The sequence below is a fragment of the Tamlana sp. I1 genome, from assembly GCF_015355625.1.
Classification (GTDB): Bacteria; Bacteroidota; Bacteroidia; order Flavobacteriales; family Flavobacteriaceae; genus Pseudotamlana.
On record NZ_JACLAF010000006.1, the window covers coordinates 74,525 to 100,579 of the forward strand.

Here is a 26,055-nt window from a genome sequence, read left to right on the forward strand (position 1 = left end):
GCCATTCTTTTAATAACAGTCGGTTTTTATTTGATTTCTACCCTGGAAAACCTCTAATGGTTTGTCGAATTGCTGCAGCGTAATTTGGTTTAAAACTTGCTTCACGCCTTTTTCCATGGCCACAGAACCACAAATCATGATTATGCCACCATTTTTTAATACACGAGCTACCAAATCCTGCTTTTCTAAAATTAAATTCTGAACATAACGTTTCTGACTTTCTTCTTGTGAAAAGCCCACATAAAGTCCAGATAAATTTTTAGCATAAAAAGCTTTATCTACAAATGGCGCATACATTTTAAAGGAATCGCAGGTACGACCGCCCCAAAACAAATAGCTTTTCACATGGTTTTGCTTTTCGGCATTCATCATACCAACAAATGGTGCCAGACCCGTTCCGTTGGAAATCATAACCACCTCTTTAGCCTTTTTAGGAAAATGAAAATCTTTATGTTGGTCGATGTGCGCTAATAAACTATCGTTTACTTTAAGGTTATTTAAATAATTGGAGCAAACGCCAAATTCATGCTTTTTAATGCTCAAAATAATATTTCCACCTACTTTCCCAATGGAATATTGCCTTGGCAAGTCGTCGTTTTTAGGCGTAATAGACAGTAAATCGCCAGAAGTAAATTTTGTCTTTTCTACGGGTTCCAATTCTAATAAAAAAGAAGGATCGCTGTTTAGTTCCGTACGTTTTACAACTTTAAATTGTTTTGCTTTTTTTGAAGGCACTTTTCGCTCTGGCGCTTCAACTTGCAGACTTAAATTCTTGCTTGCTCCCCAAGATTGTACCCAGGAATTAAATTCGCTAAACGATTGATTATTTATTTTATGAAGTGGTAAATTGGGGATAAATTTTTGATTAACCTGTAACATGCTATCTATAAGAATGGCATATTTACAAAAGCCTTTATAAGCTAACGAACCAAAACCAACTATGGCATATTGAAGGTTATTATTTTGCGGTGTTTGAAGCACTAATTTCTCAAAATTTCTGGCATTTGTAGGCGGTTCTCCATCGCCGTAAGTAGCGGTTAATACCACCAAATGAGCGGCGTTCTTATAGGTTGAATATTGATTTAATTCTGATACAAAAACCGATTTCCCTTCAGCAATTAAAGCGTTGCATAAAGACTTCGCAAAAGCAAATGTACTGCCTGTTTCCGAGCCTATAAGTATGATGTATTCGGCAACATCTTTACTAAAGGTGTTTTTAATTTTAATGTTATTCTTTTTACGATTTAACGTCATGGCAAAGCCCGAATAGATAAAAAACAAAATACCAAAACAGCTTAAAAGTAAAACCACCGACCAAGGAATAGAGCCTTGCCCTGTATGTAAAATTAAACTCCAACTGGAGGCTTTAGAAATTAAACCATAATCTTGGTTACTCACTACTTTGCCGCTGTATTGATTCACATACAACTCGCGATCCTTTAACTTGACGAAATAGTAATCTTCAATAGCATCAGAAAACGGGAATTCAACACGTTTCACAGCATCTAATGTGATGTTATTGAAAACCATAAAATCTGAAACATCTAACTTTTCGGAAGCAAGAGACATGTCATCTTTAAATTGATGCGCTATTTTATCTTCTGGAAGTAATGAAAACTTTTCTAAGGATAAATAAACCCCTGTAATGGTGATAATAATAATTGGAATTAAAGCATAACGCCCAATTATGATATGATAATAGGAATTAAAATCTTCTTTAACAATTTTTGAAAAGAAACGTGTTATACCACCTTGTCGCTTAGCTATTAAAAGCAACCCAGTTACTGCCATTAAAAGCAGTAAAAGGGATACAAAACCAATAATGAAACGCCCTGTAGACTTTAAAAATAACGAACGGTGTAAATTTGTTGCAAACCTAAAAAGGGGTTCTTTTTCAATAACATCGCCTATTTTTTTCGCCGTAAAAGGGTTTATGTAAAACGTTTCGCTTTTACCTTCGTTTGTAAAAACAGAGGCTAAAACAAAATCGTTATGATCTATTTCTACACTTATTACTTCATCGTATTCTGCCTGTAAAAGCGCTATGGTTTTTAAAAGTGGCTGCGTTTCTGCATGTTCAATCGCATAGGGTTTTAACTGATTGGAAATCGGTTCGAACGCTAAAATAATGCCCGTTACAGAGGCTAATAATACGAATATTGAAGAAGCTATAGCCAAAACAAGATGGCTATACCTCCATATAGAAATAGTCATTTTTATTAAATTTTATTGAGGCATCATACGTACATAACGGATAAAACCGTTGCCTTCAAATTTACTTTTAACTGATGCTGAAGTAAGTTCGAATTCCACATCATCTTTGTAGTATTCTTGATTTTCAACAGCCGATTCAAAACGAATTTTATAGCCAGCATCAATTTTATCATTTTCAATAGCGATAACGCTAATACTGCGTCCGCCACCAGATACCGTAGCACCTGTAATGGCATCAATATCGGTTCTTACTTTACCGTGAAATTGCCACCATTCGGTAATATCAGAATACCACTCATCATCATCACCCTGTACGTAAAGCGTTTTTACATAGTCGCCCTTCGGATTTAATAATGAAATGGCGATGTAAGCCCCTTCGCCTGTATAATTCTTCATTTGAATCATACATTTATAAGTTGAAGTTTCCGTAATCGATTTAAACCCAAATAAGCTGAAAGCGACCAAAATGAAAACTGGAAATATTTTAAAAATTGTGTTTCTACGCATCGTTAATTATTGTAAAAAATTAATATCTATGTTATGGTTTTGAAGGTATTCGTTTTCTTGAGCTAAGTCGTAAACAGACTCATCAAAATCTGTTTTTTCTTCTTTATTAGCACCAATACTTAAAAGGTATTTAACAACCTTTACATCTTTAGCCTGCATTACGGCTTTATGTAACGGCGTTAAACCATTGTTGTTTTTAGCATTTATATCGGCACCAAAAGCGCTTACTACTTTTAATAACTCTAAAGCATTTCTATTATCTAAAGCTAAATGATACAGGGTATTTCCGTCTTTTTGAGCATTTTTAATTTGAAGCCCTTTAGCGGTTAAATCTTTTAATTTCTCATTAAAATCGGCTTCTTTTTTAGCGTTGAAACTCTTCAGTAAATAATACCCTAAATTGTTTCCTTTAGCATCTACAACCTGAACATCGGCACCTTTACGAAGTAAATATGATACCACTTTTGGAGTGTTATTAATCGCATTTATTAAAGCAGAACGCCCGTCTTTATTGGTGTGATTAATGTTTTTTGTTTTTGAAGCCAACAACTCAATAATCTCTAAAGAATTTCTTCCTGAAGCTCTTATTAAAGCATTATCGCCTGCTGCATCAACTTGATTTACATCAATACCTTTACTTAAAAAGTATTTTATGGTTTCCAAGTCTTTATTCCCAGACGCTAAATTAAAAAGTGGTGTTTGGCCTTCGCTGTTTGTTAAATTTGCTTCCAAACCTAAACCTTCTAAATATTTAAGGTATTCTAAAGAATTCTGACTTCTACGAGAGCCTCTTGTTGCTAAAAACAAAGCGTTTTCACCTTTTTTATTCAACGTTTTATACGGTACGTTTTTGTCTAGCAATAAAGCTACCATCTCTTTATTTCCAGATTTGGCGGCATAGTTAAAAACCCCGTTTCCGTCCTCATCAACATCATTTAAAGTAAGTCCTTTTGCGGTGAAATAATCAACCAATTCGAAGGTTTTTATATGTTGCATTAGTAATAACAGTGCATTTGCGCCATGTTCATTCGTATCTGTTTTAACATCGATACCGCTTTTAATACATAAATCGTAAATTTTTGTATCTGTAATTCCTGCAGTAGCTGCGAAAGTTAAAACCGAATAATGGTGAGCATCTCTTAATTCTAAATTCGCACCATGTTTTATTAAATAGTGAAGCAATTCGTAATTTCCGCTATTCGATGCCCAAAACGCATAAGTACGTTTATCGTGAGTTAGCTTGTTTACATCGTTTCCTTCTATGGCAAGCAAATGTTTTATAACTTTTAATGAAGCTTTTCCAAAAATGGCGTAGGTTACAGCATCAAATCCACCGCCATTGGCTTCGGTAGCGCTATTGCCTTCTTTAATTTTTTGCTCGATGAGTTCTAAAGATGGGTTTTCTTTCCAGAAATCGCGTTCTAAAAAGACATTTTTGGTTTGTGCTAGCACTACGTTTGCTAACAAAAGGGCGATGACTACTAATTTTTGTGTTTTCATATTTTTTTATGAATGGTTGAGGTTTTAATATCATTAAATCACAATAACATATACTATTTAGATTTAATTTAAATAATAAAATAATTTGCGCAAATTTATGTAGAATGAGTCTAAATAAAAATAATATTAGCGTATTTTTTTATATTTTTTTTGAAGTATTATTTTGAAAAAAACTAGCAATGAAGGCAACAAAACACGAAGAAGATACCTTATTAAATTTCACTAAAACCTATTCTGTTTTATTTAATACCGGAAAAGCGTTTATTTAAAAAAAGCTTTTTAACAGCTATAAGTTTGAAAGAGAATCTATTTTAAAGATCTTTAACGAAACAACAAATTTTAAAACATGTCATTTAATACTTTAAAAACAATATTGTTCGTGACCCTACATGTATGTAGCTCATTTGTCATGAATTCACAAAGTGAAAAATCAGAAAAAGGAATTACCGAATGGATTTTAGCCGAAGTTTTGAAAGCCCAACCCAAGGCTATTAAAATTAGTGGAAACCCTCAAGTAATAGAATCTCCATTGGGAGACGCGGTATTCTTTAATGGCAAGGACGATGCTTTCTTTTTTAATAATATGCCCTTAACTGGTTTAGATGAATTTACTATTGAAATGATTTTTAACCCTTCTGAAACTGGCGATTTTGAACAACGCATTGTTCATTTTGGAGAAGTTTCTGGAGATCGTATTCTTTTAGAAATTCGAGCCGTAGATTCTAATTGGTATTTTGATGCTTTTGCTAAATCTGGAGACGCTAAAAAAACCTTATTGGATGAAAGCCTAACCCACCGCTTAGGCCAATGGCATCATGTGGCTTTTGTAGTAACTAAAAACCAGTTACGCACCTATGTAAACGGCGAATTGGAATTAACACAAGCTTTTAATTTCAAGCCCATAAACACAGGAAAAAGCTCTGTTGGTGTACGTTTAAACGAACGCTCTTGGTTTAAAGGCAGTATTTACAAAGTAAAAGTAACCCCAAAAGCCATAGGGCCGAAAGCGTTTGTAGGTTTTTAATGAAAATTAGCGCTATACCAAACTCAATATTTGAACCACAACAATTAATAAAACCATCGCAATAGGATAAACCGTTGCGTAGGCCACAGAGGGCGCATCGGTATCTACTAAATTATCAACCGCAGCTAATCCTGGTGTACTGGTCATACTTCCCGTTAAGGTTCCTAACAAAGTCAGCATATTTAATTTAAAGAAGGTTCTGCCAATAATTGTGGTAATAATCATGGGTACCAAGGTGATTATAATACCATAAATAAACAATTCTAGACCAAACTGTTGAAAAGTAGAAACCATACTAGACCCAGCGCTTGTTCCTACAGCAGCTAAAAAGAAAAGTAATCCAAATTGACGCAGCAATTGGTTAGCAGCACCCGTCATGGTCCACATAATAGGACCCGTTTTACCAGTTCTTCCTAAAATAAGCGCCACTAATAAAATACCTCCTGTAAGCCCTAAGCTGAATGAAAACGAATCGACATTAATACTTATTTTTCCAACTAAAATTCCTAAAATGATTCCTGCAGCAATAGGTAAAAAATCAGCACTTGAAAGTTTGCTGGTATCGTCTCCAAAAATACGAGTTACATGCTTCATGTTGGCTTTATGACAAACAACCGTTAATTTATCACCAAATTGCAATTGAAAAGATGGCGAAGGCGAAATGGTAATTCCAGACCTAATAATGCGCGTAATAGTAGCATGGTAAGTTTCTAAAGTATTTAATTGTCCGATGGTTTTTTTAACCACTTCTTTATTGGTTACTAAAATAGAACGGATGTCGAAATTAGCTTCCAAAGGTATTTCTTGATCTGTTTCAGATCCAATTAACAGTTCAATACGCTTTAAAGCATCGCTAGTTCCAACAGCTTTTATAACATCGCCCTTATGAAAAACAATTTCTGGTTCTGGCACAATGGCGACATTGTTTTGCATAATTCGTGAAATAACCGCCTTGGTCATGAAACGCACATTTAATTGGCCTAATGTTTTTCCTATTACATTTTCATTTTCAACCACAAAATGCTTTCTATAAATTTCAGGGTAACCTGCAGAGACTTCATCTTTATATTTTTTCTCTTCGTCCTTTAAATTCACTTTTAAAATACGAGGTAAAAAACTAACAAAAAGAATCACCCCAATAACCCCAAACGGATAGCCAATACCGTAACCAATAGAAGCTAATGGCGAGTCGGTTGCATCGATGGCTGCAGCTAAACCAGGTGTACTAGTTAAAGCGCCGTTTAACAAACCAATAACTAAATTTTTATCGACACCAAAGAAGTAAAAAACAACAAAGGCTAAAACCCCCGAACTTCCTATTAGAATTGCTGCTAAAGCCGCCAATTCACGTCCGTTTTTTTTAAAAGATTCGAAAAAGCTAGGCCCCGCTTGAATACCTATGGTGAAAATAAAAAGCACCAAACCGATATACTGAAAGTCTTTTGGAACTTGAACCCCATAATGCCCGAAGATTAAGGCGACAAAGATTACGGCTGAAACATCAAGAGAAATCCCTTTTATTTTTATGCGGCCTATTATAAAACCAATTGCTATAATTAAAAACAACACAAAATAACTGTTAGAAAATAGCCCCATAAGATCAAGTTTTGGTGTCCTACAAATTTAACCACTTAATTAGTTTTAAGCGAATTTAAAGTCCAAAGAATTCGGGAAAATCGTTAACTTATTGAGATTCTAAATAAAGCGTTTTAGGTATTATTTTTGAAGAAAATTTATCAGCTTATCGAGACCAATTTTGATTAGCCATCATTTAAAAATATTTCACCAAACTAAATTATAACATCAAGTTTGCTTTTCAGACAGCATTAATAACTTTATTCTAAATTCTTTATTTCCTTTTGAATAGCTTTAATAATATGATCTGGTATTTCTAAGGCTGTTGCCAGTATGGTCCAACGAGGTATTAAAGCTTGAACCTCATCAATAATTCCTTTAGGATTTTTTATTGAAAACGTATCAGCAACGGCAAGAACATCTTTAATTGTTATTGAAGAACGCTTATTATTAATGGATAAAGCCCGAGAGGTTGCTTTGAATGTAAATAACGGATTAAGAGCAAAGGTTAAATCGTATGCAGGGCATAAATTCCACCTATTACTTTCTTTGCTATAGATAAAACTATGGTTTTTTAAATGGTCGTCTACATTTTTAAATACCAAATTAAAAATCATACGTTTAAACAATTGTTGTAAATCTTTGTGCGGCACTTCTAATTCTAAGGCCACTTTAAAAACATTTTCATAAGAAGAGTTTTCTGGTTGGCTTTTAAAGTCCCACCCTGTTAACCCAGTTACGGTTAACACATGCTGTTTTTCGCCATTTTGTCTATCATATCTAAGTGTAGCAAAGTGTTTATTTTCAATAAGCTTTGAGGGCATCATATCGATATTGATTTCATTCGCTAATAAATAATAAACATATTCTACTTGTTCTTTATTATACCCATCAGCATCATCAATATGTAGTTTTACTAAATAATGATTATAGTCTTCACTTACCACGCTATCACCTGCAATAATTTCTCCTGATATTTTATGTTCTGAAATAAGGATTTTTGGTCTTGCTCCACCTGCTGAAGTTCCCATCTTAAAAACGTTAAGTAAAGACAGCTCATCGAGAGCGTTACCTGTTGTATCTGCTTTTAATTTTAAAACCTTTTCTAAGATGCTAATAATCTCGTCGATGTTTACTGTTGATGTTTTAGGCAATTCTTTTATAGGTCTATACGTTAAAGCGCCCATACCGCGATCTGCGACATAAGCCAACTGCTCCAATGGTGTTACTTTTTGCACCCCACGCACTTTTAACCATTCTTGAAAAATGATATTTCCAAAAGTATCAGGTAGCGAATCGGCTATCATTGGAGGTAAACCCTGAAAAGTCTCCTTTTGGAATTCGGTAAAAACCTGCACTGGTTTTCTGCGTTTAAATATAAAAGGAAAGAGTTTTGAATATTTGCCAGATTCTAAAAACTCAGGGTTGTATTGAAAAAATGATTTACCCTGATCTATGTCATAACCCAACTTTCCAATCTCTTGGTTAAAAGCAAAAACAGCTATAATTTTATCTCTGGCCATCTATTAATACAATGAAATGTTATCTTGATTCGCTATTTCCCTATCTATTTCTTTAGTAATAGCTGGTAGTAACCCAAAATGATTAACAATTTTCAAGACCGTATCTAAGGTCGCATTTTTACCATTCTCAAATTTTTGGATGGTATACCTGGACAAGCCCAAAGCTTCCCCAAGGTCCTCTTGCGACATATTGTAGCTTTGCCTTTTCTTTTTACAAAGGTCACCTAGCTTCATTTTTACATCTTTAATTGTGATTGGATTAATCATATTTGTTTATTATAATACACAAATATACTAAAAATAAACAAAATGTGTATTATAATAAACATTTAAAAGAAATTCTACATAATGAATTAAAGCTTGATTTTATTTTGATTTAAAAACACGAGGCTGGCTAAAATATAAGTGAATATGATACGAGAAACTAATCTGATTTATTAAGGTTATAACTATAACTAACAAGATATTCATTTGCTTTCCTATATTTAGAAGGCGTCATTTTTTTAAGTTGTTTAAAGTGCTTAATAAAATTCGATATGTTATGATAGCCTGACATATATGCTATTTGTTCAATCGCATGATTTTCTTCAATCAGAAGTCTCGAAGCATAACTTATTCTAAGATCTTTCAAAAAAGACGAGAAGCTTTTACCTGTATGTTTTTTAAAAAATCTACAAAAAGTAGTCGGTGAAAGGTTTGCTAAGGAAGCAACTTCTGCAAGACGTATAGTTCTATGAAAGTTTTGCATTATATAATGATAAACCGTATTAAATCTTTGGTCTTTAAATTCAAAAAATTGTCTTGCAAATGCTTCACTAGCTAAATATTCACAATGCTCAGATTTATCTATAATATTTAGAATACTAAATAAACATAACACACGTTTAAAATCAGTTTGCTCATTCATCCTGAGCAACGTGTTAGAGATTTCTTTATGGGCATGACCTTGAATTTTAATACCTCGTAATGCTTTAGAGTAAATAGAATCTAGAAATTTCATTTCAGATAATGCTGAAAAATCAGATCCATGAAAATTCTCCTCAAAATGAACAACAATAGCTTTCGCCATTGACTTAGAGGGAATCGCATAGTGAGAACTTGAATTTTTCCATTGATGAGGAACATTCTTTCCTAATAAAACTAAATCTCCTGGTTCAAAAGTTTGAATACTATCCCCTATAAAACGAGTGCCATGCCCTTGTATTACTAAAATTAATTCTAATTCAGGGTGATAATGCCATGGAAATTCAAAATATGGCACCTCAATATTTTGATACAAAACAGCTTTTTTATTTGCTTTTTGATGCCTTATAAGTTCTGGCTTCATTTATCTAATATTATCTTTTTAAATACTTTGTATAAACAAAAAGACAAGATAGTATAAAAATTGACTAATTTATAGCAAGTAAATACAAATAATATTAAATAATATTGGTAAATGATTTTAATAGGTGATAAGTCTGAAAAATCGATACACTTTTGCTGTTGAAGTAATTATAAAATACTTGACGTTGAATACCTCTGGCTTTGCTTCTATTTTGTGCAACAAAACTTAAAGACACGTAAGTAACGGTATTCTATCATGTTAACTAAAAGCAATAATGAATCTTGACAAATTTGATTAAACTATTAAAAAACGATATTCCAAAAACGCTTATAAATATTAATTATTGATATGAAAATTATTAAGGCTGAAGTTATTGTTTGTGCTCCAGGGAGAAACTTTGTTACTATTAAAATAGAAACGGATCAAGGTATTTATGGCTTAGGTGACGCTACTTTAAATGGCAGAGAACTTGCTGTTGCGACATATTTAGAAAAACACCTCATACCTTGTTTGATAGGTAGAGACCCTTTTGATTCTGAGGATATATGGCATTACTTTTATCGTGGAGTGTATTGGAGAAGAGGCGCTGTAAACATGACGGCAATTGGAGCCATAGATATGGCTTTATGGGACATAAAAGGCAAAGCTTTAGATGTTCCTGTTTATAAATTACTAGGCGGTAAAAGCAGGCAAAAACTAATGGCCTACACCCATGCCCAAGGGAGGGATATGGAAGAAACCATTGATAAAGTAGCAGAAAAAGTGGCGCAAGGCTACCAAGCAGTTCGTGTACAGTCCGGGGTTCCAGGGATGAAAGATATTTATGGGATTTCTAATGACAAAAAATCTTACGAACCTGCAATCATTGGTCAGAAACCAATAGAAGAAAGTTGGAACACATCTAAGTACCTAAACTACATCCCTAAACTGTTCTCAAAAGTTAGGGAAACATTTTCAGATGATTTACACCTTCTACATGACGCACACCACAGATTAACCCCCATTGAGGCTGCACGACTTGGTAAAGAATTAGAACCTTTTAACTTGTTCTGGTTAGAAGATACGATTCCTGCAGAATTACAAGAAGGTTTTAAACTTTTACGCCAACACACCTCTACGCCTTTGGCCGTAGGAGAAATTTTCAATACTATTTATGACTGTCAAGACTTGATTACTAATCAACTGATCGATTATATACGTATGACTATTGCTCATGGAGGCGGCATAACGCCCATGTTAAAAATTGCATCATTAGCCGGCTTATACCATATAAAAACAGGGTGTCACGGGCCATCAGATCTATCGCCAATTAACTTAGCTGCATGCTTACACTTTGGTACTGCAATAAATAATTTTGGAATCCAAGAATATATGGGATATGCAGATCTAACCATGGAAGTCTTTAAGTTTTCACATGATTTTAAAAATGGATTCTTCACCATGAGTGAGGCTCCTGGTTTAGGTATAGACATGGATTTCGAAAAAGCAAAAAAACACCAATATAAACAAGCATATTTACCCGTAAATAGACTTGAAGACGGTACGCTTCATAGCTGGTAAATAGTAACTTTAAACGAATTACAATATGCAACGATTCACAGATAAAACAGTAGTAATAACAGGAGCCTCTAAACTAGGAGGTGTTGGCGCTTCAACAGCGCAATTATTTGTTAAAGAGGGTGCTAACGTTATCATGTTAGACATGGACGAGGATAATGGACATAAATTACAAGAACATTTAGGTGCTAAAACCCTTTTCTTAAAATGCAATGTAGCCGATGAAACTTCAGTTAAAAATTGTTTTGAAAAAGGAATACAGACCTTTGGAAGCGTTGATTATCTAGTAAATAATGCCGGTATACTTGCCTATACTCCTGTTCATGAGACGACACTAGAGGAATGGAATCGCATTATGGGTGTAAATATTACAGGACAGTTTCTATGTGCTAAATATGCCATTTCATCCATGTTAAAAAAACAAAAGGGCGCTATCGTTAATGTAGGAAGCGCTCAATCTTTCATGAGTCAGAAAAAGGTAGCCCCATATGTGACTTCTAAAACCGCTATACTAGGATTAACACGAAGTATTGCTGTTGATTATGCACCAAATATACGATGCAACGCCGTTTGCCCCAGTACCATTGATACACCAATGCTTGCATGGGCCCTAGAACAATCTCCAGACCCTAAAGCGGTAATGGATGAATGTTTGGATATGCATTTAATGAAGCGCGTTGCTAAACCAGAAGAAATAGCATCATTAATTGCCTTTTTATGTAGTGATGATTCGGCTAATATCACTGGTCAGTCTTTTAGAAGTGATGGTGGAATTGGCATTTTAATAGATGGCAGTATACAGGAATAATTCCTAATTATTTATTTTGTCTTTTTTTAAACTTAAATAAATTATGAAAAAAGAACACTTTGATGTCCAACCCATTTTCGAGTACACCTGCGAGCATGGTGAAGGTCCTATTTGGGATTGCGAAACTGAAACTTTCTACTGGGTTGACTTGTTAAAGGGGCGTATTCAAAAAGGAGCATGGTTAACAAAGAAGGTAGACATTCACACTATAGATCAAGCTGTTGGAGCTATTGCTTTACATGATAACAATCAAATAATTATAGCCGCAAGAGATGGTTTTGGCATCTATAATGAATTAAAACATACTTTTAATCTTATTGAGCCTTCCCCTATTATTAATAATAAAAATGTTCGGTTTAATGATGGTGCTATAGATCCTGTTGGACGTTTTTTTGCAGGAACGATGGAGTGGAACGGTAAGCGAGAAAAAGGAGCTCTCTATCGACTAGATACAGACCATTCAATACATCTTATAGAAGAAAGGCTTACCATACCAAATGGCATGGGGTGGAACAAGGCTAATACTACTTTCTATATGATAGATACAGAACAACATTGCATGTTCGCATATGATTATAGTATGAATACTGGCGCGCTCTCAAATAAACGCATTCATGTTCAATTTAACAATAACGAATTTCCAGATGGGATGACCATAGACGTCAATGATCATTTTTGGATTGCACTTTGGGGCGGCGGCAAAATAGTTCACCTTGATGAAAAGGGTAAAAAAATCAAAGATATCATATTACCTGTTCCCTACCCTACAAGCTGCTGTTTTGGCGGTCCCAATTTGGACCACCTACTTATAACGTCTTCTAGACTCGTTATGAGTGCTGAAGACATTTTGAAATACCCATTATCAGGAAGAAATTTATTGATTAAAACGGATTCTAAAGGAAAAAAGAGGAATTCGAGTCGTCTTCTTTGAAACTAACCTAACTTTTGTTTCTAACCCCTTTTAATGCTAACCTGCCTGCTGGCAGGCAGGAATTAAACCATTCAGAAGTCAATTTAGAGGAGTCAAAAATATAGAATTCTTCCTTTACAGATTAACCACAATTTTTGCATAAACACAACAATTAGGATTGATCCGAAATTTGATTTATCAGATTAAACTTGCAGAAACTATTATTGATTAGCAATCAGTTAAAAATATCTCTGGAACCTCAATATGATGATGTCTGGTATACTTTTTAGACCTCGCCGGAATCATTCCATACTAAAATCAAACAAACTAAGCACAAATAAATTTTGCACGTATCATTTTAATAAAAAACGATAAAAACAGAAAAAATGTATTTGAAGTATTTAAATAAAAAAAGCCTCATCTAATAAAAGATAAGGCTTTAGTACTGAAGACGGGACTTGAACCCGTACGTCCTAATGGACATTGGATTTTAAGTCCAACGTGTCTACCAATTCCACCACTTCAGCAACTTGGTATATTTTAAGAAAGTTTCAGAGCGAAAGACGGGATTTGAACCCGCGACCCCCACCTTGGCAAGGTGATGCTCTACCCCTGAGCTACTTTCGCAGTCTTTTAATGAACTAAGCAATATCGCTATTGCGGATGCAAATTTAAAACTTTTATGCAAATACCAAAGCCTTTTTCGAAAATAAATTAAATTATTTTTAAACTTGCTTTTTCTTGCCCAACATACGCTTAATTTCATTCAATTTCATAAGCGCTTCCACAGGTGTAAGTGTATCAATATCAGTATTTAATATTTCTTCTTTAATATTTTCAAGTAATGGGTCGTCTAAATTAAAAAAACTGAGTTGCATATCGTCATGAATCGTTTTTACCTTATCGGTAAGCTCTTCACTGGAATGCGACTTCTCCAATTTCTTCAAAATCATGTTGGCACGATGCAAAACTTGTTGCGGCATACCAGCCATTTTTGCCACGTGAATTCCAAAACTATGTTCGCTACCACCTTCAACCAGTTTTCTTAAAAAAAGCACGTTGTTTTTTAGCTCTTTAACCGAAACATTAAAGTTTTTTATTCGGCTAAAGGTTTCACACATTTCATTCAATTCATGATAATGCGTTGCAAAAAGCGTTTTTGGCTTTGCAGGATGCTCATGTAAGTATTCGCTAATCGCCCAAGCAATTGAAATCCCATCATAAGTACTAGTTCCACGACCAATTTCATCGAGAAGCACCAAGCTTCTGTTGGAAATATTATTCAAAATAGAGGCTGTTTCATTCATTTCAACCATAAAAGTCGATTCGCCCATCGAAATATTATCGCTGGCTCCTACTCTAGTAAAAATTTTATCAACCAAACCAATTCGCGCTGCTTCCGCAGGGACAAAACTGCCTATTTGCGCCAATAAAACGATTAATGCTGTTTGCCTTAAAATAGCCGATTTACCAGACATATTTGGCCCCGTAATCATGATAATTTGTTGCCCTTCACGATCTAAAAACACGTTGTTCGCAATATAAGCTTCACCAATTGGTAATTGCTTTTCAATTACAGGATGGCGCCCTTCTTTTATATCTAAATCGTGTGATTCATCAATAACAGGATACACATAATTATTGTCTTTTGCCAATTGCGAAAATCCGCATAAACAGTCCAACTGCCCAATCCAATATGCGTTTTGCTGCACTGGTTTTATGTACTGACTCATCCAAATAATCAACTCGGAAAACAACTGCTGCTCTATGGCCTGAATACGGTCTTCAGCACCTAAAATTTTGGCTTCGTACTCCTTAAGCTCCTCCGTAATATAGCGTTCGGCATTTACAAGTGTTTGCTTCCTAATCCATTCCGGCGGCACTTTATCTTTATGTGTATTTCTAACTTCAATATAATATCCAAACACATTATTTGAAGCAATTTTAAGCGAAGTAATACCTGTGCGCTCACTTTCGCGGGCCAGCATATTATCCAAATAATCTTTTCCAGATTTAGATAACCCGCGAAGCTCATCCAATTCTTCTGAAAACCCTACCGCAATACTGTTCCCTTTTAAAATATTTACAGGCGCATCTTCATTAAGCGTCGCCTTTATTTTTTCGCGAAGCACATCGCAACCCTGCAAGGTATCGCCAATAATTTTTAAGGAGTCGTTCTCGCAATTTGAAGCTAAAGATTTTATAGGCACAATAGCTTCTAACGAATTTTTAAGCTGAATAACCTCCCGCGGATTGACTTTACCCGTTGCAATTTTCGAGATTAAGCGTTCTAAATCGCCTATTTGCTTAATGTGATTCTGTATTTTCTGAAGCTGAGCGTCTTCAGTCGATAAATACCGAACCACTTCATGACGCTGTTTTATCTTCTTAACATTTTTTAGCGGCAGTGCCAACCACCGTTTTAGCAACCTTCCGCCCATTGGCGAAATGGTTTTATCAATCACATTTAAAAGCGTTACAGCGTTGTTATTTGTAGAATTGTAAAGTTCTAAATTCCGAATGGTGAATTTATCCATCCACACATAATCATCTTCAGCAATTCTAGAAATGGCCGTGATATGTTGCAACTTTTTGTGCTGAGTTTCACCCAAATAATGCAGAATGGAACCCGATGCAATAATGCCTTCTTTTAAATCTTCAATACCAAAACCTTTAAGCGTTTTCGTATCGAAATGTTTGGTTAAGGTTTCGTAAGCATAATCGGTTTGATACACCCAATCTTCCAAATAAAAAGTATGGAAATCTTCACCAAAAGTATCGTTAAAAAGACTGCGCTTTTGTTTGGAGACTAAAACTTCACTCGGACTAAAATTTTGAAGTAGTTTATCAATATATTCGGCATTACCTTGAGAGGTTAAAAACTCGCCCGTAGAAATGTCTAAAAACGAAATCCCTATGTTTTTTTTATCAAAATAAACAGAACATAAAAAGTTGTTCGATTTCGAAATTAAAACCTCATCATTAAGTGCCACACCTGGAGTTACTAATTCTGTAACGCCACGTTTTACAATGTTTTTGGTTTGTTTTGGATCTTCCAACTGGTCGCAAATCGCAACGCGCTCGCCTGCTTTTACTAATTTTGGTAAATAGGTATTTAACGAATGGTGCGGAAATCCTGCCAACTCAATTTCACTTTCGCTTCCTGCCCCGCGTTTAGTTAAAATAATACCCAAAATACCAGCCGTTTTTACAGCATCTGCCCCAAAGGTTTCATAAAAATCGCCCACCCTAAACAACAACAACGCATCGGGATACTTTGCTTTTATGGCATTGTACTGTTTCATTAACGGTGTTTCCTTTTTTGCTTTTTTCGTCATAGCTCTGTTTTCATTCCCCAGAAGAGTGGAATCTACCAATGGTATTGTTGTTTTTAAGTATTATTTTTGCCGCTGTTGCAAGATTGCTAATGTAGCATTATTTTGATTTTCACTAAAATCGTGCTCTTACAAGTTATTTACAATTAGCATGAGATTTCAACAATTTTTCGTGCAAATTATAGAATGTATTCTAAGCATCTATCCCATAAGATACAAGGCTATTCGTTCTAGAAGTAATATATAATAATAAGATTTTTCGCTTTCGCGGAAATAAAAAAACAACTTTCAATGCGTAAATTAAAGAACAGCGAATTAAACCGATTAAGTGTTGATGCGTTTAAGGAAGCAGAAAAAACACCAATCATTATTGTGCTTGATAACATACGAAGCTTAAACAATATTGGCTCGGTTTTTAGAACCAGTGATGCTTTTTTAATTGAAAAAATTTATCTCTGCGGCATTACTGCTACGCCGCCCCACAAAGACATCCAGAAAACTGCTTTAGGAAGCACCGAAACCGTAAATTGGGAATACGTTGAAAACACCATCGATTTGGTTGAAAAACTTAAATCTGAAGGCATAAAAGTCGCTTCCATCGAGCAGGCCGAAAACGCCACCATGTTAAATGATTTTACGGTTGAAAAAAATACTAAATACGCCCTAGTTTTTGGAAATGAAGTTAAAGGTGTTTCTCAAAACGTAGTTTCTGCTAGCGATGTTATTATCGAAATTCCGCAGTATGGAACCAAGCATTCATTAAATATTTCGGTGAGTTGTGGGATTGTAACCTGGGATTTATTCAGTAAATTAGGTTACTAAAACCTTGTTAATTATGAAACTAAAATCAATCTCGCCATACCTTACCGCCATTTTGTTTTCATCTACTGCTTTAAGCGCTCAAGAAATTCCAATTAAAAATCTTGACATGTCGTTAGCGGCGACTAAAAAAGAACAAAGTACCCCAGTTCTTATCAACGAAATTGAAGGCGTAAGCACCGAACACATCACTATTAATAGTGATGTCACTAAAAAGGTAAAGATTGATAAGAAGCACAAAACCATCTATTTATTTATAAAAGGTTACGGAGAATTAACTTCGGAAGGCAAAACATACGACATCGTCCCCGAAACCATCATGCTGCCTAATAATGTAAAACACATTACATTTAAAGCTAACAAAGATGAAGTGCTTCACTACCTAAAAATTTCTGTACATCAAACAGAATTAGACCGTGAATACATTAAAACTTTCCCAAAGGAAAACACAGAAAATATGTATTTCGCAAAATTTACCGATTGCGAATCCTACACCGAGCCTATTAAAAGTCCGCAAACCACAAGCAGAACCATATTACCAAACAAATACATTCCTAGAGTAGCTATGGGAACCGTTAAAACTATTGGGCCAGATGCCGTTGGTGCACATGTACACGCCATGCTAGAACAATTGTTTTTGGGCTTAGACAACAATCAAGCCATCGTACATGCAGACGAAGCGCAAGTAGATTTTCCACCCTATTCATTACTACATATCCCACTAGGTTCAAGCCACTCTGTTTCTGTTAATGCCAACCAAGAATTATACTATGTGTGGATGGATTTCTTTTTAGATAAAGACGGCGAAAAATGGTTGGAAACACACAACAAAGAAGAATAAAACCATTTCAACCCAACAAGAAGTTTAAAAAATTTGACTAAAGAAACCAAAAGAAAAAAACAACCCTGGCCCACTAAAGCGGTTATGGATCAAATTTACGACAAGCATCTTTGGGGCGGTAACGACCATGATTTTTATTCCGGCGCAGGCTCCCATGATCCTGAAATCATTACACCATATTTAGACGCCATCGCAACCTTTTTAAAAGCCCATAACAACGTGTTAACCGTTTGCGATTTGGGTTGCGGCGATTTTAATATTGGCAAGCAACTTGTTAAATACACCCAAAAATATAAAGCCATAGATATTGTTGAAAATCTTATCGCACGAAACAAAAACATTTACCAGGAAAACAACTTAGAATTTTATTGTTTAGACATCGCTAAAGACAAACTCCCTCCTGGCGATTGCATTATATTACGCCAAGTTTTACAGCATTTATCAAATAAAGAAATAGCAAACACCCTTCAAAAATTAACAGCTTACAAATACATTATTCTTACCGAGCACATCCCAACAGAAGCATTTAAACCAAATTTAGACATCATTTCTGGGCAAGGCATCCGCATAAAGAAAAACAGCGGTGTTAATATTCTGGAAGCTCCTTTTAATTTTAAAGTTAAAGAAGTTAAACAACTTGATGAGCATATTCTAGAAGATGGTAAAGGGCGCCTTGTAACGTTGCTTTTTACTTTGTTTTAAGGGAATTGAAAAACCAAATAAGTACTCAAAATATCTGATTTATTCATGAACGCATGAATAATAAAAAACAACTATCTGGTATCTCAACCAAAAACTGAGTACTAAACTAAATATATATCTTTATAGTTCGTTATATATTGATTAAGTCTTAAAAACTGATTTTTAGAACCTTTAAATTTTACAGTTTCTTTAAAATTAGAAAAGCCATACTTATCCAAAAAAACACCAATAGAAGTATTTAAAAAAGAAGAAGACATAGATAAATTTGAATCTACGTATAATAGCAACTGCTCACCATTTAAATATGCCCGCTGTAGCGCATTAAAAAGAATTTCCCCTTCCTCATTTGAGCTTGAATTTCTCACGATATTCTTTAAAATTAAAGTTTTCATTAGACAAATATTTTATTAACTACACGATAAAATTCCATACAAAAGTATAAATAAATATACGTTATTTTTCCTAAAAGTCAAATATTTCATCTGATTCATCTTTTTCAACAAAAGTATTTAAGTCTACTTCTATTTTAATTAATGTACCTGAAAAGTCAAATTCAACCCTACCTGAACGATACATTTCACCTGCAGTTTTCTCAACAAAACCATTATTAGATATAATTAATAATTTACCTTTTGAACTTTCAGTAAGCTCCAATATATTATTCAAACCAAAACCTCTATTTCTTGGAGTAGAATTAATAGAGAAACCTCTTTCTAAGGATTTAATAATAGCCTTCCAGTCTTCCATTGGCTTCTCTTCTTTACATTTTCTATCATTATTAATTGAAGAAGCAATACCAACACCAAAATCACAAACAGAAAACGATATTTTATTGTTCTTGGGGTAATATTGAGTAATAATATAACCTGTAACAGAAGAATTAGAATGATCAAAAACATTATTAAAAACCTCATCCATGTTTGCCGACAATGCTATTAAGTCTTTATTCCCTTCAAACCTTTCAAAATATTGTTTAGCATACATAGAGTATGAATATATCATATCTGAAGATATTTTCCACAAACAAAGAGTTGTTCGGTTATATGATAAAGTAAATTTAGCCCTATCAAAACCCTCATTCCAATATTCTTTAAATTTTATATTAAAAAGATGCGTATTAAACCCTTTCGTTCCTCCAATAAACCTAACATTACATTTCTTAATGTAAAAGCTTTCAATCAAACAAGCTAGTATAACAAAATCATCCGTTTCCATAAACGGACTTCATTAAAATCGACAATAAGCAAATCTACATCATCAACATGATTTAAACTTTCCTTTACAAACCGAAACCAATCAGCAGTTCGCTGAGTAGATGGAACTAATAAAATATATTCATTCATTAAATATCCTTTAACACAAAGGTAATTAAAAGCCAATAGCTCCCAATCAAAAGAGAAACAGCAATATTTTGACTAATTCAACTCCTGTGCTTAAAACCAAAATTAAGACTTATATTAAAGCATTATTACAACATCAGACAGGCTTCTTAGTGAACGAAGTAATCTCCCTCAAAATCCATAGATAATCGGCGCGATTTTCTACGAAATCGCGATTAGAAACATCTATAATTTTCACATTAAATTCGGTTTGAGTTTTTAAAAATTCTAAATAGCCTGTGTTTATTTTTTCCAAATAATCGTTGGCTATGTTTTGCTCGAAATCGCGGCCACGTTTTTTAATGTTTTGCTGCAATTGTTCTGTATTTTGATGCAAATAAACATATAAATCGGGCTTGCGCAATTCTTTATACATTAAGTAAAACAACTTCCTGTACAAATTAAACTCATCGCCTTGTAGGGTGATTTTAGAAAAAATAAGCGATTTAAACACATCGTAATCGCTCACAATAAAATCTTTAAACAAATCCAATTGCGATAAATCTTCAGAAATTTGCTGATAGCGGTCTGCCAAAAAAGACATTTCTAAAGTAAAAGCATAACGCGCGCCGTCTTCGTAAAATTTTGGTAAAAACGGATTATCAGCAAAGCGTTCTAAAATAAGTTTTGCATTATAATCATGTGCAATTTTTGTAGACAAACTTGTTTTTCCGGCGCCAATATTACCTTCAATAGCAATGTAACTGTATTTTGAAAAATTATAGGCTTTACTTGGGTTTTTCAACCATATTTTAAGTGGTTCTAAAACCGATGCATCATCGCAGGTTTCTAACAACTCTGCAATGGATTTTCCTAAAACCGGATGCATCACTTTAGGCGCAATATCGTTTAGTGGCAACAAAACAAATTTACGCTTACTCATTTCAGGATGCGGAATTTGCAAGGTTTCGGTGTTTATTATTTCAGCTTCAGCTAAAACAATATCCAAATCAATCACGCGGGCTTCGTAACCGCTTTTCTGGGTTCGAACGCGACCTAAATCGATCTCAATTTTAAGAAGTAAATCTAAAACATGCTGAGGTTTTAAATCACTTTGTAAAACCAAACAGCAATTAAAAAAATCGTCGCTCTCAAAACCAAAAGCAGGCGATTTATAAACTTTAGAAATAGACAAAACATTACCAATCTGCTCGTGAATGGCCTGAATGGCGTCCTGTAAATTCTTAAATTTATCGCCTTTATTGCTTCCTAAAGCAAGATAATATGTCGTGGTTTTTAGCATAAGAAAGGCAAAATAACTAAAACAATTTTTAATACTTTATATTTATAGTCGCGAATTTAATATTTACTTTGATTTGTTCTCGATACCATGTGCCTTAGGCCGCATCACTCGAACTGATACAGCGTCTATTTGTCACTTCGAGTGATTCCGATTTTTCTTCGGAATTGTATCGAGAAGCACATTTCTAAAACCACGAAATTTTATCATATTTTTGTTTAATCACTAAATTGCTAACTAAACGACCTTACTTACAACTTTCAAACTGAAAAAAAATCACAAATGACTTTAAGAGATAAACTTGCTGCCCAACGTATTTACATGCTTTTAGGGGGCTTATTCATAACGTCGTTGGTGGTTTCAAACCTTATTTTTCAGAAATTTTTTTATTGGCATCCGTTTGAAATAGAAATTTTTGGAAACAGCTTGTTTGAAATTTCGGTTGGCGTGCTCCCCTATCCCATTACTTTTTTAATCACCGATTTAATTAGCGAAATTTATGGTAAAAAACGCGCCAACGATATTGTGGTTGTAGGTATTTTTGCGTCGCTATTCTCGTTGTTAATAATAAAAGTAGCAAGTGCAGTGCCTGCCACAAACTGGAGTTACGTTAACGACGATATGTTTAACACGGTTTTTGGCAACACCTCAATCGCCGTTTTTGCAAGCATGATTACTTATTTATTTGCGCAATTTATAGACATTCAAATTTATCATTTCTGGAAACGCCTAACTCGCGGTAAACATCTATGGCTTCGCAATAATTTTTCAACCTGGTTTTCGCAATTTATAGATACCTTTACCATCGTTTTATTATTGTGCTCTTTTGATATTATCCCTTGGGAAAATTTTAAAGGTTTAGTGATTAGCGGATTTCTTTTTAAAGCCCTAATTGCACTTTGCGACACACCACTTTTATACATTGGCGTATTTTTGTTTAGAAAAAGATTCAATTTAAAAACAAACCAAGAAATAGATTTATTGTAAAGCAAAAACGTCGCTTTACCCTTAATCTTAACATAAAATAATTCGAAAATTCATCTGTAAATAGCAATTTTGCGTATTGTAGAACGCAAACCCCATTCAACCTTTAAGAATACCTCACATGAAAAAAGCTTTAAAAATTATTGGCATCACTTTACTTAGCATTCTAATTTTACTCATTGCTATTCCCTTTGTTTTTCAAGGTCAGATTAAAGAGTTGGTTAAAACAGCCATTAACCAAAACCTAAATGCAAAGGTAGAATTTAGCGATGTTAGCCTTAGTTTAATTCAAAGTTTTCCAAAAGCCCAAGTAGGCATTAGCGATTTGGTAATTACCAATTTAGAGCCTTTTCAAGACGAAACTTTTGCTACCATTAAAAGCATAGCGTTTACCATGTCGATTAAGGAACTTTTCAAAAAGGCCAATGAACCGCTTGTTATCAATTCCATTTATGTGAACGAAGCGCTTATCACATTAAAAACAGATAAATTCGGAAATAACAATTACGATATTACTAAAGAAGATAACGGTAACGCTTCCGCGGAAGCTAAACCAAGCAATTTCACGTTTAGTATTGAAGATTATAAAATTCAAAATAGTGCCTTTACTTATATTGACGAACTTTCAAAAACCACCGCACAACTTACCGAATTAAACCATGAAGGTCATGGCACATTTTCAGCCGAAATCTCCGAATTAGACACCAAAAGTGAAGCAAACATTAGCTTTACCCTAGACAGCATAAACTACCTAAACAGCAATCCTATAAAGTTAGATGCTTTAATTGGTTTAGATCTTGCCAATAGCAAATACACCTTTAAAGACAACAAAGCTTTTTTTAACGATTTGCCTATTCATTTTGAAGGTTACGTGCAACAACTTGAAAACGGACAACACATAGACATCACTTTTGAAAACCCCGAATCGTCTTTTAAAAGTTTCTTGGCGGCCATTCCTGAAATCTACTCAAAAAACATTGAAAACGTAGAAACTACAGGCGATTTCAAACTTAAAGGCATCGTAAAAGGAATGATGACCGAAGAAACCATTCCTACTTTAGATATCAACATCACCTCCAACAATGCCTCGTTTAAATACCCTGACTTACCAAAAAAGGTTGAAAACATCGTAATTAACACCACAATAAAAAACACCACAGGAAATGTTGATGATACTTATGTTGATGTAAAAGCTTTAAATTTCAAAATCGATCAAGACGTTTTTAAATCGTCTATTCTCCTTAAAAACATCACTGGAAATATGGCCGTAAATGCTGTAATTAATGGTGTTTTAAACCTTGGCAACCTCACTAAAGCGTATCCTTTAGAATTGGACACACCTTTAAGCGGACTATTAAAAGCTAACATGAATACGGCTTTTGACATGAACGCGATTGAAACAAATGCCTACGAACGTATTAAAGCTTCAGGAAATGCCACCATTACCAATTTTGTTTTTTCTTCGGATGCGATGAATCATCCTATGGATATTTCAAACATTGATATCACCTTTAATCCTTCAACCGTTAGCCTTAACGATTTCAAGGCTAAAACTGGCAAAAGTGATTTAAAAGCAACAGGAACCATTAATAACCTTTTAGGTTTTATGTTAAGTAACGGCACGCTTCAAGGTCATTTTGATTTGTATGCAAATAATTTAGCGGTTTCCGATTTTATGTCTGAAACTGAAGTTGAAACAGTAACAAATCAAAACACCAAAGAAACCGAAGCTTTAAAAATTCCAGCCTTTTTAGATTGTACCATTAAAGCGGTTGCCAAAAATGTGGCTTACGATAATTTAAACTTAAAAGACGTGATGGGTACGCTTTTAATAAAAGACCAACAAGCCACGATAAAAGATTTAACTTCGAGTTTATTTGACGGAAAGCTGGCTGTAAACGGAAGCGTTTCAACAAAAAAAGAAGTCCCTGCCTTTTCGTTTAATCTGGGCATAAATGGTTTTGATATTTCTAAAGCTTTTCAAGGTTTAGAACTTTTACAAAACTTAGCACCTATAGCCAAACTGCTTCAAGGTACATTAAACTCAACTATGGCTTTATCGGGCGATTTAACCAAGGATTTAACTCCAAATTTAAACACGCTAACAGGAAATGCGCTTACCGAATTATTAGGCGGAAAAGTAAATACCAATCAAGGGGAATTGTTTAACAAATTAGAAGGTGCTTTAAGCTTTGTTGATTTTAACAAATTGAACTTAAAAGATTTAAAAACAAAGATTGAATTTGCCAACGGACAAGTAAGCGTAAAACCTTTTGAAGTAAAATATGAAGATATTACCATAGATATTTCGGGCGCCCATGGTTTTGATAAATCGATTGATTATAACGCCGTGTTTAATGTGCCTGCGAAATATTTAGGAAGTGATATAAACCGCATTATTGGAAAAATTGACACACCAGAAGCAAACAACATTGCCATTCCGGTTACCGCTGCCATTGGAGGTACGTTTACAAGTCCAACAGTTAAAACCGATTTAACCAGTGGAATGTCTAATTTAACAAACCAACTTATTGAAATTGAAAAACAAAAACTCCTTAATAAAGGCACAAAACAAGCACAAAACATGCTAGGTGAATTAATAAGTGGTAATAAATCGAAAACAGATTCTCTTAAAACCAATCAAAATAATTCGGTTAACGATGTGCTTAACGGACTCCTTGGTGGAAGTAAAACAACGTCTAAAGACAGCACAAACACGAAATCGAATACCACAAAAAGCACAAACGATGCTGTAAAAAATGCCCTTAGCGGATTGCTAGGCGGCAAGAAAAAGAAAACTGACAGCGTTAAATAATACGCTTTCAATGATTTTTTACGCCTTCTGTCCATTCAAGTGATGCGACCTAAGAAGCATCGTATCGAGAATCCAATTCTAATTAAAATTTACTTCCGAAGAAAAACAACATCAAAAAAATTCTGTCCATTCGAGTAATGCGACCTAGGAGCATCGTATCGAGAATCTGGTTCTAATTAAAATTTACTTCCGAAGAAAAAACAACATCAAAAAACCTCTGTCAATTCGAGTGATGCGACCCTAGGAGCATCGTATCGAGAATCCAGTTCTAATTAAAATTTACTTCCGAAGAAATAACTACATCAAAAAAACTTCTGTCAATTCGAGTGATACGACCCTAGGAGCATCGTATCGAGAATCCAATTCTAATTAAAATTTACTTCAGAAGAAAAACAACATCAAAAAACTTCTGTCAATTCGAGTGATGCGACCTTAGGAGCATCGTATCGAGAATCCAATTCTAATTAAAATCTAATTCCGAAAAAAAACAACATCAAAAAAACTTCTGTCCATTCGAGTGATGCGACCTTAGGAGCATCGTATCGAGAATCTTGTTCTAATTAAAATTTACTTCAGAAGAAAAAACTACATCAAAAAAACTTCTGTCCATTCGAGTGATGCGACCTTAGGAGCATCGTATCGAGAATCTTGTTCTAATTAAAATTTACTTCCGAAGAAAAACAACATCAAAAAAACTTCTGTCCATTCGAGTGATGCGACCTAAGGAACATGGTATCGAGAATCTAGTTCTGATTTAAATTTACTTCAGAAGAAAAAACTACATCAAAAAACCTCTGTCAATTCGAGTGATGCGACCTAAGGAGCATCGTATCGAGAATCCAGTTCTAATTAAAATTTACTTCCGAAGAAATAACTACATCAAAAAACCTCTGTCCATTCGAGTGATGCGACCTAAGGAGCATCGTATCGAGAATCTTGTTCTAATTAAAATTTACTTCCGAAGAAAAAACTACATCAAAAAACTTCTGTCCATT

At 34.4% G+C, this 26,055-nt stretch carries 21 protein-coding genes and 2 tRNA genes; 9 read left to right on the forward strand and 14 right to left on the reverse strand.

What is annotated here, in order from left to right; all coding sequences use genetic code 11:
* Positions 1 to 9 precede the first annotated feature (9 nt).
* From H6X70_RS06590 to H6X70_RS06600, 3 genes are read right to left on the reverse strand one after another with little or no spacing between them, the layout of a single operon-like run.
* On the reverse strand, positions 10 to 2,214 hold the full coding sequence (locus tag H6X70_RS06590) for a PepSY domain-containing protein (protein WP_194766883.1): 2,205 nt from the start codon (positions 2,212 to 2,214) through the stop codon (positions 10 to 12).
* A gap of 12 nt (positions 2,215 to 2,226) precedes the next feature.
* Positions 2,227 to 2,721 carry a DUF2271 domain-containing protein gene (locus tag H6X70_RS06595; RefSeq protein WP_194766884.1) on the reverse strand — a complete coding sequence of 165 codons (495 nt, stop codon included), beginning with the start codon at positions 2,719 to 2,721 and terminating at the stop codon, positions 2,227 to 2,229.
* A 6-nt stretch (positions 2,722 to 2,727) separates the two neighbouring features.
* Complete coding sequence (locus H6X70_RS06600; RefSeq protein WP_194766885.1) at positions 2,728 to 4,221, reverse strand: ankyrin repeat domain-containing protein; 1,494 nt, start codon at positions 4,219 to 4,221, stop codon at positions 2,728 to 2,730.
* Between the two features lie 409 nt (positions 4,222 to 4,630).
* Here H6X70_RS06600 and H6X70_RS06605 point away from each other — a divergent pair, with 409 nt between their 5' ends.
* On the forward strand, positions 4,631 to 5,245 hold the full coding sequence (locus H6X70_RS06605) for a LamG domain-containing protein (protein ID WP_194766886.1): 615 nt from the start codon (positions 4,631 to 4,633) through the stop codon (positions 5,243 to 5,245).
* Positions 5,246 to 5,257: 12 nt separating this feature from the next.
* Here H6X70_RS06605 and H6X70_RS06610 read toward each other — a convergent pair whose 3' ends face one another.
* The 4 genes from H6X70_RS06610 to H6X70_RS06625 all read right to left on the reverse strand — a co-directional run bounded on the left by H6X70_RS06610 (position 5,258) and on the right by H6X70_RS06625 (position 9,670).
* Positions 5,258 to 6,841, reverse strand: a complete 1,584-nt coding sequence (locus tag H6X70_RS06610; protein WP_194766887.1) for an aspartate:alanine exchanger family transporter — start codon at positions 6,839 to 6,841, stop codon at positions 5,258 to 5,260.
* Between the two features lie 239 nt (positions 6,842 to 7,080).
* Entirely contained in the window at positions 7,081 to 8,343 is a 1,263-nt protein-coding gene (locus H6X70_RS06615) for a type II toxin-antitoxin system HipA family toxin (protein ID WP_194766888.1), read from the reverse strand.
* 3 nt (positions 8,344 to 8,346) lie between these two features.
* On the reverse strand, positions 8,347 to 8,610 hold the full coding sequence (locus H6X70_RS06620) for a helix-turn-helix domain-containing protein (RefSeq protein WP_194766889.1): 264 nt from the start codon (positions 8,608 to 8,610) through the stop codon (positions 8,347 to 8,349).
* A gap of 157 nt (positions 8,611 to 8,767) precedes the next feature.
* Complete coding sequence (locus H6X70_RS06625; RefSeq protein WP_194766890.1) at positions 8,768 to 9,670, reverse strand: AraC family transcriptional regulator; 903 nt, start codon at positions 9,668 to 9,670, stop codon at positions 8,768 to 8,770.
* 348 nt (positions 9,671 to 10,018) lie between these two features.
* Between H6X70_RS06625 and manD the strand changes: the two genes are divergently transcribed.
* Genes manD through H6X70_RS06640 form a run of 3 tightly spaced genes read left to right on the forward strand, consistent with a single transcriptional unit; the run spans position 10,019 to position 12,966 of the window.
* On the forward strand, positions 10,019 to 11,230 hold the full coding sequence (gene manD / locus H6X70_RS06630) for a D-mannonate dehydratase ManD (protein ID WP_194766891.1): 1,212 nt from the start codon (positions 10,019 to 10,021) through the stop codon (positions 11,228 to 11,230).
* A gap of 25 nt (positions 11,231 to 11,255) precedes the next feature.
* Positions 11,256 to 12,035 carry an SDR family NAD(P)-dependent oxidoreductase gene (locus H6X70_RS06635; RefSeq protein ID WP_194766892.1) on the forward strand — a complete coding sequence of 260 codons (780 nt, stop codon included), beginning with the start codon at positions 11,256 to 11,258 and terminating at the stop codon, positions 12,033 to 12,035.
* A 43-nt stretch (positions 12,036 to 12,078) separates the two neighbouring features.
* Positions 12,079 to 12,966 (forward strand): SMP-30/gluconolactonase/LRE family protein, encoded by an 888-nt coding sequence (locus tag H6X70_RS06640; RefSeq protein WP_194766893.1) that lies wholly within the window; start codon positions 12,079 to 12,081, stop codon positions 12,964 to 12,966.
* Positions 12,967 to 13,388: 422 nt separating this feature from the next.
* Here H6X70_RS06640 and H6X70_RS06645 read toward each other — a convergent pair.
* The 3 genes from H6X70_RS06645 to mutS all read right to left on the reverse strand — a co-directional run bounded on the left by H6X70_RS06645 (position 13,389) and on the right by mutS (position 16,283).
* A tRNA-Leu gene (locus tag H6X70_RS06645) sits at positions 13,389 to 13,472 on the reverse strand.
* A 28-nt stretch (positions 13,473 to 13,500) separates the two neighbouring features.
* A tRNA-Gly gene (locus tag H6X70_RS06650) sits at positions 13,501 to 13,572 on the reverse strand.
* A 98-nt stretch (positions 13,573 to 13,670) separates the two neighbouring features.
* Entirely contained in the window at positions 13,671 to 16,283 is a 2,613-nt protein-coding gene (mutS, locus tag H6X70_RS06655) for a DNA mismatch repair protein MutS (protein WP_194766894.1), read from the reverse strand.
* A 288-nt stretch (positions 16,284 to 16,571) separates the two neighbouring features.
* On the opposite strand from mutS, the gene H6X70_RS06660 reads away from it, so the two are divergent.
* The 3 genes from H6X70_RS06660 to H6X70_RS06670 all read left to right on the forward strand — a co-directional run bounded on the left by H6X70_RS06660 (position 16,572) and on the right by H6X70_RS06670 (position 18,642).
* On the forward strand, positions 16,572 to 17,102 hold the full coding sequence (locus H6X70_RS06660; protein WP_194766895.1) for an RNA methyltransferase: 531 nt from the start codon (positions 16,572 to 16,574) through the stop codon (positions 17,100 to 17,102).
* Between the two features lie 13 nt (positions 17,103 to 17,115).
* Positions 17,116 to 17,940 (forward strand): hypothetical protein, encoded by an 825-nt coding sequence (locus H6X70_RS06665; protein ID WP_194766896.1) that lies wholly within the window; start codon positions 17,116 to 17,118, stop codon positions 17,938 to 17,940.
* 84 nt (positions 17,941 to 18,024) lie between these two features.
* On the forward strand, positions 18,025 to 18,642 hold the full coding sequence (locus H6X70_RS06670) for a class I SAM-dependent methyltransferase (RefSeq protein ID WP_194767022.1): 618 nt from the start codon (positions 18,025 to 18,027) through the stop codon (positions 18,640 to 18,642).
* 101 nt (positions 18,643 to 18,743) lie between these two features.
* Here H6X70_RS06670 and H6X70_RS06675 read toward each other — a convergent pair whose 3' ends face one another.
* The 4 genes from H6X70_RS06675 to folK all read right to left on the reverse strand — a co-directional run bounded on the left by H6X70_RS06675 (position 18,744) and on the right by folK (position 21,264).
* The gene (locus tag H6X70_RS06675) at positions 18,744 to 19,034 is read right to left on the reverse strand and encodes an STAS-like domain-containing protein (RefSeq protein WP_194766897.1); all 291 of its coding nucleotides are present in this window, start codon (positions 19,032 to 19,034) and stop codon (positions 18,744 to 18,746) included.
* A 70-nt stretch (positions 19,035 to 19,104) separates the two neighbouring features.
* Positions 19,105 to 19,857, reverse strand: a complete 753-nt coding sequence (locus H6X70_RS06680; protein WP_194766898.1) for a hypothetical protein — start codon at positions 19,855 to 19,857, stop codon at positions 19,105 to 19,107.
* Positions 19,830 to 19,985 (reverse strand): hypothetical protein, encoded by a 156-nt coding sequence (locus H6X70_RS06685; protein WP_194766899.1) that lies wholly within the window; start codon positions 19,983 to 19,985, stop codon positions 19,830 to 19,832. Before H6X70_RS06685 ends, H6X70_RS06680 begins: the two co-directional genes overlap by 28 nt.
* 133 nt (positions 19,986 to 20,118) lie before the next feature.
* Positions 20,119 to 21,264 carry a 2-amino-4-hydroxy-6-hydroxymethyldihydropteridine diphosphokinase gene (gene folK, locus H6X70_RS06690; RefSeq protein WP_194766900.1) on the reverse strand — a complete coding sequence of 382 codons (1,146 nt, stop codon included), beginning with the start codon at positions 21,262 to 21,264 and terminating at the stop codon, positions 20,119 to 20,121.
* 279 nt (positions 21,265 to 21,543) lie between these two features.
* On the opposite strand from folK, the gene H6X70_RS06695 reads away from it, so the two are divergent.
* Both H6X70_RS06695 and H6X70_RS06700 read left to right on the forward strand, forming a co-directional pair.
* Positions 21,544 to 22,248, forward strand: coding sequence for a queuosine precursor transporter (locus H6X70_RS06695; protein WP_194766901.1), 705 nt, complete (start codon positions 21,544 to 21,546; stop codon positions 22,246 to 22,248).
* 118 nt (positions 22,249 to 22,366) lie between these two features.
* Positions 22,367 to 25,060 (forward strand): AsmA-like C-terminal region-containing protein, encoded by a 2,694-nt coding sequence (locus H6X70_RS06700; RefSeq protein WP_194766902.1) that lies wholly within the window; start codon positions 22,367 to 22,369, stop codon positions 25,058 to 25,060.
* Positions 25,061 to 26,055 lie beyond the last annotated feature (995 nt).